This is a genomic window from Dehalococcoidia bacterium (genome assembly GCA_028711995.1).
Taxonomy (GTDB): domain Bacteria; phylum Chloroflexota; class Dehalococcoidia; order SZUA-161; family SpSt-899; genus JAQTRE01.
In genome coordinates this window covers 12,206-24,203 of record JAQTRE010000007.1, presented here as the reverse complement: position 1 = coordinate 24,203, position 11,998 = coordinate 12,206, and the positions used below count along the sequence as shown (strand labels likewise).

The following is an 11,998-nucleotide window of genomic DNA, read 5'->3' as shown; positions in this document are numbered from 1 at the left end:
AAAATATCTTCTCCGGTCTATATCTTGTTTGCGTGGCATCTCGGGTTGACTCACGCCACAGACTCGCAACATGCTTTTGGCGCGAGCTTGCTCTGAGTGGCGTATCACAAAACTCCTGCTCCAGCTTACCGACGATTATGGCGTCTCGCATGAAGTGATCCATCCTAGCTGTAGTACAATCCCAAATAACTTCAGCGTCGCTTGATTCGGGTAGTATAATAGGGACGGGAAGGTCAGTAACGTGGTGTTTTAAGGGTGAGGCGAGCTTTGAAGCCGGAAGAGTTTGTAGATTACGTAAACCGAAGCATCTCCCCTGAGAGTGGGTTGCGCCACATAACAATCGAAGACCTGCACCTCTGGCATAAAATCGGTTTTTTTGTCGAACATCCGAAATACTATCGGACCGATTTTCATACGGTGTTGGCCCTGCTCAGAAATGAGGCTTGCTTGAGGCGCCAGATCAGATCACAACTTGCACAGCCGATCCAGGTTCCTGTGACCGGATCACCAAAAGGCGCTTCTCAAAGAAGTTTCAGCCAGGTGATTTGCTGTGTGGGGTCCAGTCTTATCGAAGAGCAGTTAATCATTCGAGGGCTAAAGGAAACAGACCTTATTGCCTCGGCAGGGCAGGTAGCTGTAAACTTCTCACCTTTTTCAAGAAAGCCTGTTGATATCCCTGATGGTGGGGCTCAAGCAATGGAAGGAGATCTCTTGCTCGTTGAATTCGAGGATCAGGGTGACCTGGAAATAGGTCCGCTCATGACGCCTCTGGGTCAGAGAGAGTTTACAACCGATGATACGGTACTGAGAGAACTCTGGAAGGTAGACTCCGCGAGAAAGCCGGAGCTGCTTTCGGAAATCGAGCAAGAAATCCCCCCAAAAACCGAAAGGATAATCCAGTTTCCCTATCCGCTGGGAAAGAGTGAATCTTTAGCATCAACCGGCAGCAAGTCCCGGAAGCGGTTTGCCAGGTCGCTTTTTACCTTCCCCATATTTGTGCCGATAATGACCCTTAAGGGTGTTCCTGCTACGATGATTGAGTCAACTTACGTCGCTCCGAGAAGAGAGAGAATTCCTCGATCCCGCAATGTGCCATTATTACCCTCCCGTCTCTATCCGGCCTTCCTGGACACTGGCGGTTCAATGCACGAGATAGTCAATTTCCTGACAACTTATGATATTTCCCTTTACTTCAGAATAAGTTCCACCGGTGATCCCCAAAAGGATTTTCTGGCTGAGCAGCAGAAGATGAGGCAACTTCTAGTAGAGGCTCGTGGTAGGAATCTGCGCTCTGAGGATATAGAGCGCAGATCGCCACCTCACGAGGATGCACTGGTGGAGCAGGATTTTATGGAGGCTTTGTTTTCGACACCTGATTACGCTGACTATCTCTCCGAGTATCGGAGAGCCCGCAAGGCCGGGGAGCAAGAACCCAAATTTCTTCCTGTTCGCCGCTTTTATTCGTGGTTAGACTATATGTGGGCTGAAGTGATGGAAGACATCACAGGGGGGCTTATACCCCCGCTATGCAAGGGATGCGGCAAAGTCATGGCTCTTTCTCCGGAAGGCAAACAGGGCAGGAGAAGAGAGTACTGTGTGGATTGTGACCCGGCACGAGGAAAAGAACGAATCCGACGACATAGGAGCAAATTGGCGTAGGACAAACGATGTAACAGAAATGTAACAGAAAGCTCACAACGGCAGATTTGCTAAAGTAAACCCAGACCGTCTTTGGTCTGGGTTTTTTATTTCGTGTGAGTTACGGACAGGTCAACATGGATGGAATAGGTAAATGCCCCTATCGATCCAACAAGCAGCCTTCTGCTGGAAAGAACTTGCCCAAGCAAGCCGTGGAGCCAATCTTGGGCAGAAACGGCTTTGAGGACAGGATGCTTTGGCGCCTTTCTCTGATTCTCCGAGAGATTGCAGACGACATGGCATCGCCTGTCAGAAAACAGGAGCTGCCTCGTCAGGCTCCTCCAAAAGATACACCGGTCGGTAGCAGTCAACGAGGTTATCCCGATGCAGAATCATAGGACTTACTTAGAAACCGAAGAACTTCAGCGTCTTGAAGAAGCGGCCACCAACCTCAGGGACCGCCTGTTGATCAGGCTGCTTTTCCACCTTGGATGCCGCATATCGGAAGCTCTGGGTATTACGGTGGAAGATGTTGACATGAAGCAGGGTACCATCACCATCCAACACTTGAAAACCAGGATGAAACTCGCCTGTCCCCGCTGCAATGCCGGGCTGGGAAAGAGCCACATTTTCTGCCCAAGATGCGGGTTTAAGGTGGAAGAGGCGCTGACCAAGGCAAAAGAAAATCGGCGGGTGAGAACCTTGCCCGTCGATGCCGACACGCTCAAGATGCTCAAAGAGTATATCCAACGCGGGGGCCCCGTTTTGCGGGATGGTAGACTACTGGTTTTCGGCATCGGCCGGGGTCAGGGATGGAGAGTAGTCACAGGGTGCGCCGAGAAGGCTGGTCTTGGGAAACTGATCAATCCGGAGACCGGAAGGTTGCGCGGGGTAAGCCCTCACCGGCTGCGGGATGCCTTTGCTGTTCACGCAGTGAAGCAAAATGACTCCGGAGATGGGCTTCGACTTTTGCAGGAACATCTGGGCCATGCCAGCTTCAACACCACGGCCAAGTACAGAAAGATTTCCGGCAGGGAGCATCGTAACTGGTATGACACGCTGTGGCAGAAGAATAGTCATGAATGACCTCATCTCGCTTCAAGGAAAAGCCTCATGGCCGAGCAACTGAAACCAACCCGGGGAGGTTTTCTCCGTCCCTTCGGCTGTGGCTGGTTTATCCGTGAGTTCCTCCTCGGTCGCGGCCCGAATGGCTCACCGGTGATAGACCCGGAGGTGGGCGCTCCTCAAGCCGATATCTTCTACCACTACAAAATGGCCCTTCGCCAAGCGACTGCTATCGACAGAGCCACCAGCACTGAAGAGAAGAAGGCTCGGCAAGAGCAGCGTCCTATCAACCCCGACCATATCGAAGCACTCTCTGAGCGATATTTGGCGCGCATGCCTTATAAAGCCCAAGGCTGCCGTTTTCATTCATTTATAGTTTACTTCTCAACACTCCAAAGATTGGGATGGGTGAAACCAACAGGGGAAGAAGAAACATCAGTGTTCCAAGAGAACTATCCTCCGGGCCCTCCCCGGAGATACTTCCGGCTGACGAGCGCCGGGCAAACAGCCGGAGACCGTGACTGGGCAAACCCCCAATTGACCCTCTATGGGAACAACCACAGCTTGAGGAAGTGAATCTCAAGCCTTCATCTTTTTGAGCGTGTAATTCAGCGCTGGCAACACGTCGCAAAATGCCGTGGACTAAGTGTGTTGAAATAGGTCACCGGGTGTTCATATCTCCGTTCAAATGGGTTCAAGTCAGCGGTCAAATGGTCGTTCTTGATGTTCATATGAGGTCGGGGGATATACTCCAAACAAAGTTTAAAACGGGGAGGTACAAGTAAGTGCAAAAGCTATCCGAAAAGAAACACGTGAACATCGTCCGGCTTTATCTCCTCGGCCTTCCCTACGACGAGATCGCTAAACGTGCTGGTGTGGCCAAGGGCAGCGTTGCCGGCGTGGTGAGCGCCTTGAAAGCGGGGCAAATACCGGGGGTGCATGAACCGTCTGAACAGATCGAACAGCTACGGGAACTGGCATCAAATTTGCAGCGATCGAAGATAAGCCCCGTACAGGCTGTAGTGGGTATAACCGTTCTCTCTCATCTTCAGGAGCTGGGCATAGAGCCGGGCGACATCGATCATTGGGCAGCGGTATGCCGGCAGTTGACCCCGGATGAGACCTCCACACAGGCCTTCGTGAAAGCGGCGCTTTACTTGGACGAACTCCGTGGAAGAACCGGCCTGACTGCCGAGGCATTGGCGGAGAAAGTACGCTCTCTGGAAAAAGAGGTTGAACGCCTGCAAACACTCGCTCAAGAGCTTGATGGATGTCAGAGGCAGCTTAATGACCTTGAAAGGCGGCGGCAATCTTTGGTCAAGGAAGTATCAGGGCTGGAAAAATGCCGCGATCCCTTACGCAAGGAGGTTATCCGGAAGGAAAAACGCGAGGCAGAGCTGTCTGGGCGGACTACAGATCTGGAACAAAAGGCTCAAGCCGCTGATGAGCGTCTGGGGGTGGCCCGTAAAGAGATCAAGCTACTGGCAGGGTTGGGGTTATCAGTGGATGACCTCTCAGGGTGGGTGCAAAGGCTTGCGGCGGTTTCCCATCGACATGGTATCACCCCCGGAGCCCTGCGGGATCGGCTCCTTCACGAGCTTGAGAATCTGGATGCGGGGCTGGGATTGGAATCTCTGGTGAAGGCAAGGCGACATAGACTCGACGAGATCGCTCGGGATGTCGCCAGGGCTCAAATTGAGCGTACCGCGCTCCAATCCGCGCTGCAGGAACTACGTAAGCAGCAGGCAAGCTTACATGCGACCATGGCAGACGAGCGGGAACACCTTCAGCAAGAGATGCTGAGGTTTAACAGGATTGCCGCCGATGCTGCCGCCGGGCTGAAGAAAGACCTGGGCAAGGGAGTCGGTGAGGCCTTACTGGAAATCCGAAGACTGAGAGATGAGTCGCTTGAGTTGGGAAAAGAGATGGGAAAATTAGATGCTGCTGTTGAAGCCAATCGGTGGGTCCGAACTCTGATCAGCTTGGTCAAAGAGGGCGGCCACATCGTTGCTAGCGATGCGAGGGTATTATTAACCATGGTGCTGCGCGGTTTTAGCAATTGGGTGGCGCAGAATCAGGGAGTTGTTTCAATGCCATACGGACTGAAAGCTCAGGTGACCGGAGCTCTCAGAGAGGTAGAACAATGGAAGATATAACTGCCTGCCGGGAGCAACTGGAAACGTTGTGCTGTCAAGTGAGGGAGCAGATCGAAGGTCTGGGCGTTCTTCAGAAGACCTTTGCCCATGAAGCGCAGAGTCTTCACCGACAGGATCAGGTTCGACGCCTGGAGGTTCTTCGAGTCAGGGTGACACAGGAAATAGCCCATGCCAGGCAGATGGAGTCCGCTGCCTCCTCAGGTTTCACCCAGGGAACGCTCATCAGCGGTGTGATGGGATTCGCCATCGGCAGCCTGATAGGGGCCGCATTTCACACCCGTGAGCACCCGCTTTCATTAGGAGCAAAACTATGCACGGATGAGTTTCGCCGGGAAGAGCCCTTTGGGAAGGTGATGGTAGCAGTGGGGGCTGCCGGTATACCCGATGATGTCCGTGTTATCTCTGTTTCAGGATATGCGCGCAAACAAGAAAGGCCGGAATCGGAGATCGTGGCTTCAATAGAGAAGCAGGGGTACCGGCTGATGACGCTCGAAAGTTTCCTGGGTGCATTGGACCAATTGAAGGGGAAGGTGCTCAATGGTAGCCTGAACCTCCCTTTTGCCGGTCCTCTGTCCACACTCTGCTAGCTGTCTTGGCCGCTGCGCCAACAAGAGGCCAGTTCTAGCTTCAGCCGTCAAAAAGGAAACCACCGGCAAGCAGTAACCTACCGGAGGACCAAGAAACCCTTTTCCCTTGGCTACGAAATCCCCCCCCGTCAGCCCATCAAACCATAGCTTTTGCCATACTCCTTGCCCCCGTTTTCGGCAGTCGCCATGCGCCATATGGATTTCACTGTTTTTGGTGATTCGGATTATCCCTGCTGCCCGTGTGATGAAAATATAGGTTCTTTCTGTTAGTGAACGAAAGACCTTTTTGTTTCATACTTGAGTCAAGCAAATTGTTTTTTGAACCTGAAAAACTGAATCTTGCCGATAGCCCGCTATATGGATTGATCCTTATATGGCTAGAATCGGGTTAGTCACCCGTAGGCTAGGCTAGTCGAGTCTCGAACTAATGTAGGGACTCAAATGAACCGTCAAGCTGAATGATAGCGCAAGCTCGCCACCGTGAAAACGGCAAAGCGTGCCAACACTCAATAGCTGGAGCTTGACCTCTCTGGTGAAACAGTCACTAGGCTAGGTTATGACGGTCATACTAAGCGATAGTGGTAGCCCCTTCGCGACGCTGAACGGATTCAGGACACTACCCTCATAGTCAACCCGTTGACAACAAGCAGGTGAAGAATCGTCCCAGTAGACTATTCCTGTAGGGATAGACGGGATTGACAAGACAGATTCCCTAAAGGCGATTGAAAAGCTCGGATTCTAGGGCTTCATAGCAGGGGCTTCACTAAACAAACTAATTTTGTGAGGTGAAACGCATGAAAACCCCCGCTTATGTGAAGCAGATACTGAAACCCGTGCCCAAACAGTCCGCCGGACGTAAGGTATGGAGTATCGACCTTGAGACGGTCTGGTTGCCGTTCTTTACAGCCAGCAACGTGCAAGGCGATACCAATATCTCGAAGGAATCCCTTGGTGCGCCTTTGAGACTCCAGCGCAATATGGATGGCACGCCTAAGTTCTCCAATAATGGCCGGCCGGTTATCCGAGTCAATGGGGAACTAAACCAGCACATCCGGTTTGCTCGTGAGAACATGGTCTTTCAGATGCTGAACTTCGCATCTGATGTTCAGAAAAGCGAACCGAACGCCTATAGAGCAGAAGTGGAAGCGTGCCAAGAAGCTGGTCGACCTGTCATCGAGAGGGACAATCTCGATATCCAGATGGCTGTTATCGAAGCTGCCAAGAAGGCTAAACTGGCTGAAGCGATGGAAAAGGCAACCAGCGATGCCCTTAGGAACGCTGAAGGTGACGCCACGGGACAAGAACTGGAAAAGACCACAGCCTGATAACCCCTGAAGCCCCTGCTATCAAGCCCTAGAATCGAAGGATGGTGACTCATGGCATTCCCGCTATGGGCTACCCCTCAAAGACAACAGGTGCTGGTCGATATCGCCATTCGGTCACAAGGGGCTTGAACCCTTGGTTACAAACCGCCGGAAGCCCTTTACCTGAACATGTTTCTGAACGGGTTTCTCAAGCTCAAGTTGAGCGATGTCCTCGATGACGACGGCGACAAGACCAAGGCAGCGTGCTACTGCTGCGAACACCACTACCGCAACAACACCAATAAGCTGATCTCCGAATGGCAAGAGGATGATCGAGCTGAGCGTGCCGAACAGCTTCGACTTGAGCAAGAGCAGCTTCACTGGATACCAGACCGGACCGGATGGAAACGGCGGTTCGACCCCATAACCCGTGAGCAGTTCATGGTTGACAGGTCGCCCTATTACCCGGAAGGGTTCGGTATCAGCACTCTGACGTTCAAGAGAGTAGCCCGAATCAGGATTCCCAGCGCTTACACTCGCTTGCATGTGGACTTACCTTCACGAAAGCTGAGTCGCAACAAGAGAAAAAAGCTCAGGCGAGCCCAAATCAAGACCGATGGCGAGATGGTCAACCGTCTCTGCCAGTCGGCGGTCGACGACTACTGGACACATAAGTAAACCCGGATAACTACGGGATTTTCCCATACACAAAGGAAGACGAAGGAAGAGCCCCCACCCATAAGGGTGGGGGCTCTTCCTTCGTTTATCCCTCATCACCCACAAGAGGGGGCCACACATGACAGAATCTATTTTCCACTACTGGTTCGAGGAGCTTCAGCCGGTGATGAACCGCATCGCCTGTCACTGGTCGGAAGACTGCCCTGCACATCGAGAGGATATGCTGCAGGAGATGGCTTTGAAGCTCTACCTTGTCCTGCGCCAGCGTCCGGATGCCCCTCGCGACTACCTCATTGCCGCTCTCAGAAGGGTGCCGCTCGACTATCGATCTCGAGGATCGTCGGTGAACAAGCTCTATCAGAAGGACCGCCGGAAGCACTGGCGGACGGTGAGCCTCGATGCCATCCTGGATGAGAGTGAGGGAGTCGGCGGACGCCGCCACCATCCCCGCTGGGGAGACGGCCATAGCTCTCCTGTTGAAGACATGGTGGTCACGGAGCTGATGTACGCCCAGTTGCAGGAGCGTCTGAACCCCCGGCAAGCTGCTTTCCTGGAACTGCGCCTGAAGGGGTTTCGCGTTGAGGAGGTGGCGGAACTGCTCCGCCTGAACGGCTCCCAGGCCAACAATGTCGCCATAGCTGTAAGGGCCAAGGCCAAGACCCTGTGGGAAGCGGACGGACCGGTCCCCGGAACCGATTATGCTGATCTTCACCAGGCTGCCCGAGAACTGGGCGTGTCCCCGATAACGGTCCAGGGCTATTGCCAGCGCGGGATCCTTGCCGGGGCCTTCAAGCAAAGGGGAAGGTGGCTTATCCCTCGTCCGGTGCCGCCTCCCCGTTTCCCGGAAAAGCCTCCCAGAGATCCCGGGCTGTCCACGGTGATCGAGGCGGCTCGAGAGTTGCATTTGAGTCCCGTAACCGTGCGACAGTGTTGCCGTCGCGGGGAGATAGTAGGAGCCTTTCGTCAAGGCAGCGTCTGGCAGATACCGCGACCCATTCGTCTCAACGGACATCATGAGGGACAAGACTCGTCGAAGCACTGATGCAACAAGGGCAGTGGCTGATCACAACACCTGTCAAGCGTTTAGAGGCCGGCAGGAAACGGTGAGATAATGTTTCCTTTTGCTGTGAGGAGACATTCTATACTTATGTTTCATTTTAAGACTGTAACCGTCAGTGGCTAAATACTCGGGTTTTCCTTTCATGACAAGCCGAAAACTTACCGCAAGATACGACATGGTTCTTGAGTCGCTCGCTGGATGCTTGGTTCTCTGTGTGCGCTGCTGAGGCTCGTTCGGAACTGAGTCCGAAGGTTTCAGGTGATGCCCTTGGGGCGAAATCCCTGTAGGCCACTAAAACAGCAGACGCTGTCTTGGGCTGATCTCATAGCGTCGGACATATGGATTGATTCAATTGTCCTCAGGAGAGTACGATATATCCAAGATGATCCCCGTTTGAGGCATGGCCAAGAAATTCACCACGTATCACTAGACTAATGGAGGGCCAGTGAGCGAAAGCATTCAGAACCTTTTTGTCGACATCCCGCCGAACTATGAACTCATCAATCACCTTATCACCTTCGGGCAGGACATTTGCTGGCGTAAAAAAGCGGCGAAAGCGGCTGCCTCAGGGGGTGGAAGTATGTGGCTTGATGCATGCGGCGGCACGGGAGAGATGGCTGCCTGCCTTTGTCATCTTGCCCAGGAGAATACCAAAATAATAGTGGCTGATTTCTCCCTTCCGATGATGAGCAAGGCCATGCAGAAGCCCGAGTTGAAGGGCGTCGATTTTACCTTGGCAGATGTCCGTCATTTACCTTTCCAGGATAACTCCTTTGATGCGGTGACGATAGCTTTTGCTACTCGGAACCTGAACAGCAGCAGAGACAACCTGTTGAGGTGTTTTGCCGAGTTCAACCGTGTGCTGAGGCCGGGAGGAAGGTTGGTTATTCTGGAGACGAGCCAGCCCACATCGAAGGTCATACGATGGTTATTCCATGTCTACGTGAGGTTAGCCGTAAGACCTTTGGGATGGCTCATATCGGGCTCTAATGCTGCCTACACCTATCTGTCAAGCAGCATGCGCCGTTTTCTATACCGCCGAGGAGCTTGCGGATAATATCCGCGTGGCCGGCTTTTCTGAGGTCACTTTTGAGCGTTTGATGCTGGGTGCTTCTGCTATACACCAAGCAACCAAAGCAATTGGGGATCGCTCCGCTGTAGATGTGGATCATCAAATCACTGAGAGGAATAATCCCTCAGATTTCCAACAGTATCCTCTAGCTAATCAATCGCAGCCCCGATGACCACGCCAACGGACATGAGAAAAGGAGTCAAAAGAACCACGAGCACATTCATCCCCAGTGACGGAACGAGTTCTCCGATTTTCTTGTAGTTCTTGATTGCCCCTCTCATCGCCTTCATCCCCAATGGCAACGTCAGCAATCCAAGCAACGCAGGCGTCGGCAAAATTTCAGCAATCACTCCACCGATGATCACCGCATAACTCAAAAGAACAATTCCGCAATAGATTTTGGCCGCTACGCTCGGTCCAAGGGTTATCGGCAGGTGTTTTCGGCCTCCAACTTTATCGGCCTCGGCATCTGGAAACTCATTGAGGAGGAGCAGATTGGCGATCAAAAGTCCCGTCACCACTGTGCTCACCACTGCGGCTGCGCTATAGGTTCCTTCCTGAGTGAAATAGGTTCCCAGCACCAGGAGACCAAACCCTCCGGCAGCAACCTCGCTGGCGGCAGGTATTCTGGTAAAAATGGGTGTATAGAGGGAAATAAGCAGTACTCCGACCAGCCCTATTGGCAGCATTGCCCAGCCGTATTGGGCGATGAAATAAATCCCAATGAGTATGACAACAGCAAGGCTCCCCAATCCCAGAAGAAGCACATCACTGGGTTTGAGCATGCCCTCTGGCAACATTCCGCTACCGCCGCTGAAAGGCGTGCGCTCCGTTTTGAGGTCTACGCCACTCTGATAGTCGAAGTAGTCATTGAGTACATTCACAGTGATATGCGCGAACAATGCTCCGATGAATGCCAAGACAAAAGACATACCGTGGAAGGCATTTCCATCGTAAAGGCTGGCGGCAATCCCGGCGAAAACGCAAACTGGGGTCAGCAACAAGAACTGAGGTCTGGTTTCTGCGAACAAAATCTTTACGTTAGCCATTCTGATCTTTCAAACCTCCATGTTGAAGCAATGCGCCAAGCGTCCTTCGGCCTAAGTATCATATCAGCACATCGATGAGATATCAAGTCACTATAGAATACCGCCTTTTTGACTGTGGAAGTAACGAGACAAGCCGGTACTTTTAGCCTATAGCTAGCCGTAGCCTGTCGTGCTATGAATAAGTCAGGGCCCGGTTGGTTGATCGAAGACTGATACCACGAAGTTTATAGAGGAGTGTTGTGCATCTCATTCTGGGACCACTGATGCTAAGCGACTTGAAGGCCGACATCTTCCTGGCAGCAAACCTGTTGGATGCCGTGCTTACCTATTTGGCCTTGACTCAGGATGCGCTGCTGGTGGAATTTAACTCCATCCTTTGCTTTAGCATCGACAAAATCGGGATCGAGCCGACCCTATTTTTGAAGATCGTAATGGCCATGTGCGTGTTGTGGGCGTTGAGATGGAAGCGAAGAGAAAGACTGCTTCTACCGTTAGCGGTTGTACTCAGTGTGGTCGTCGTCGCCAATCTGATGGTTATGCGAGCGCACGGGATTGAAGTATGAGACCCTGCGGAAGTCTTCAACTCTCTCCCGCCAGAGACTCGTAAGTCCGATCCACAACAATCTTCCTCCCTTTCCTTCAAGCTGACACGCACAGATATCGGCCAAAATCTCATTCAGAGTCCTTCAGGATGGTTTCTGCAACATACTCGGCGACGCTCTCAAAGATATTGGACGAAACACGGTTCCCAGGTGCCGTCGGCGTTTTTCTTCGTCGAGAAGCAAATGTGGCTCTTTGTGGCGTCGTAGATCGGGCCGAAGTAGTCCCATCTTTCTGTCGGGGCGACATATGTGAGAATCACCAGATCATCATTACCTGCTACTGCCAGAAATCGCCCCTCAAAGTCGAGACCTGAATTCGATCCGTGATAGGTGTATTCACACGCCAAATGGCCTGAAAGCTCTGTTTTCACCCGGGCATCGGAATACAAGTAGTTATGAATGGACATCAGAATCTCTGCTGCCGATTCGACATAAGTATCCAGACTTGGAGCGTTGAAATCAACATCTCCATTTGCTGGCAATCTTAAGACAGCTATTGTAAGCTCTGCTGACTTTGTGGAGTCGGTCACACTCACTAAGCCTTGTCCATTGTGGCTGTTCATGAATTTGTCCCAGACGCCACCAGGTGGAGGTAGGTTATCTGACCGATCCTCAGGTATTCTGAAAGACACCGAGCCTATGTCGTACCATCCGTCGCCAGAATACCTATCCGCATCCGTAGAATCACCACTACAAGAAGCCATAAATAATGCTGACAGAAGCAGCGCCATCACAACCATCACCGATTTACGTAGATTGTTCATGATCCCTCCTGACTGGATAGTAT

At 52.3% G+C, this 11,998-nt stretch carries 12 protein-coding genes; 10 read left to right on the top strand and 2 right to left on the bottom strand.

Annotation, left to right across the window (positions count from 1 at the left end):
• Positions 1–267: 267 nt before the first annotated feature.
• The 9 genes from PHV74_02415 to PHV74_02375 all read left to right on the top strand — a co-directional run bounded on the left by PHV74_02415 (position 268) and on the right by PHV74_02375 (position 9,545).
• Entirely contained in the window at positions 268–1,659 is a 1,392-nt protein-coding gene (locus tag PHV74_02415; protein MDD5093218.1) for a hypothetical protein, read from the top strand.
• 363 nt (positions 1,660–2,022) lie between these two features.
• On the top strand, positions 2,023–2,724 hold the full coding sequence (locus PHV74_02410) for a tyrosine-type recombinase/integrase (GenBank protein MDD5093217.1): 702 nt from the start codon (positions 2,023–2,025) through the stop codon (positions 2,722–2,724).
• A gap of 27 nt (positions 2,725–2,751) precedes the next feature.
• A complete protein-coding gene (locus tag PHV74_02405) occupies positions 2,752–3,279 on the top strand; it encodes a hypothetical protein (protein MDD5093216.1) in 528 nt (175 codons plus the stop codon).
• 209 nt (positions 3,280–3,488) lie between these two features.
• Entirely contained in the window at positions 3,489–4,859 is a 1,371-nt protein-coding gene (locus tag PHV74_02400; protein ID MDD5093215.1) for a hypothetical protein, read from the top strand.
• Positions 4,847–5,446, top strand: a complete 600-nt coding sequence (locus PHV74_02395) for a hypothetical protein (protein ID MDD5093214.1) — start codon at positions 4,847–4,849, stop codon at positions 5,444–5,446. The genes PHV74_02400 and PHV74_02395 overlap by 13 nt, the downstream gene beginning before the upstream one ends.
• Positions 5,447–6,240: 794 nt before the next feature.
• On the top strand, positions 6,241–6,771 hold the full coding sequence (locus PHV74_02390) for a hypothetical protein (GenBank protein ID MDD5093213.1): 531 nt from the start codon (positions 6,241–6,243) through the stop codon (positions 6,769–6,771).
• Between the two features lie 168 nt (positions 6,772–6,939).
• The gene (locus PHV74_02385; GenBank protein ID MDD5093212.1) at positions 6,940–7,428 is read left to right on the top strand and encodes a hypothetical protein; all 489 of its coding nucleotides are present in this window, start codon (positions 6,940–6,942) and stop codon (positions 7,426–7,428) included.
• Positions 7,429–7,546: 118 nt separating this feature from the next.
• Entirely contained in the window at positions 7,547–8,470 is a 924-nt protein-coding gene (locus PHV74_02380) for a hypothetical protein (GenBank protein ID MDD5093211.1), read from the top strand.
• A gap of 463 nt (positions 8,471–8,933) precedes the next feature.
• On the top strand, positions 8,934–9,545 hold the full coding sequence (locus PHV74_02375) for a ubiquinone/menaquinone biosynthesis methyltransferase (GenBank protein ID MDD5093210.1): 612 nt from the start codon (positions 8,934–8,936) through the stop codon (positions 9,543–9,545).
• A 164-nt stretch (positions 9,546–9,709) separates the two neighbouring features.
• Here PHV74_02375 and PHV74_02370 read toward each other — a convergent pair whose 3' ends face one another.
• A complete protein-coding gene (locus tag PHV74_02370; protein ID MDD5093209.1) occupies positions 9,710–10,609 on the bottom strand; it encodes a prenyltransferase in 900 nt (299 codons plus the stop codon).
• Between the two features lie 239 nt (positions 10,610–10,848).
• On the opposite strand from PHV74_02370, the gene PHV74_02365 reads away from it, so the two are divergent.
• The gene (locus PHV74_02365; GenBank protein MDD5093208.1) at positions 10,849–11,172 is read left to right on the top strand and encodes a DUF5658 family protein; all 324 of its coding nucleotides are present in this window, start codon (positions 10,849–10,851) and stop codon (positions 11,170–11,172) included.
• Positions 11,173–11,330: 158 nt separating this feature from the next.
• Here PHV74_02365 and PHV74_02360 read toward each other — a convergent pair whose 3' ends face one another.
• On the bottom strand, positions 11,331–11,975 hold the full coding sequence (locus PHV74_02360; protein MDD5093207.1) for a hypothetical protein: 645 nt from the start codon (positions 11,973–11,975) through the stop codon (positions 11,331–11,333).
• Positions 11,976–11,998 lie beyond the last annotated feature (23 nt).